The 264-nt window shown below is 73.9% G+C and carries 1 pseudogene; it reads left to right on the forward strand.

The annotated features are described in order from the left end of the window. A pseudogene (locus B9S61_RS09690) lies at window positions 1–264 on the forward strand (hypothetical protein); the annotation flags it as partial.

A 264-nucleotide genomic window follows, 5' to 3' on the forward strand; every position in this document is an offset into this window, starting at 1 on the left:
CTTCCCGCTCCAGGCCCCGCGCACCGCCCGCGAACTGCTCGCCGACCACATCACGGCGATGGTCTGCTGCGCGGCGATGGACACCGCGGGCGCCACCCCCGGGCTCGACTGGCTCGACGGCCCGACGCTGCTCCTGAGCGGTGTACGGGCGGCGGACCTGTCCCCCCAGGTCCTGGCCCTGATCGAGGACGGCAACCCCTCCGACCTGCGGCTGTGGCTGACCCGGCACGGCATACGCGCCGAGAAGCCGGTACGCCTGGTCTG

The organism is Streptomyces sp. SM1 (genome assembly GCF_002910825.1).
Taxonomy (GTDB): domain Bacteria; phylum Actinomycetota; class Actinomycetes; order Streptomycetales; family Streptomycetaceae; genus Streptomyces; species Streptomyces okerensis.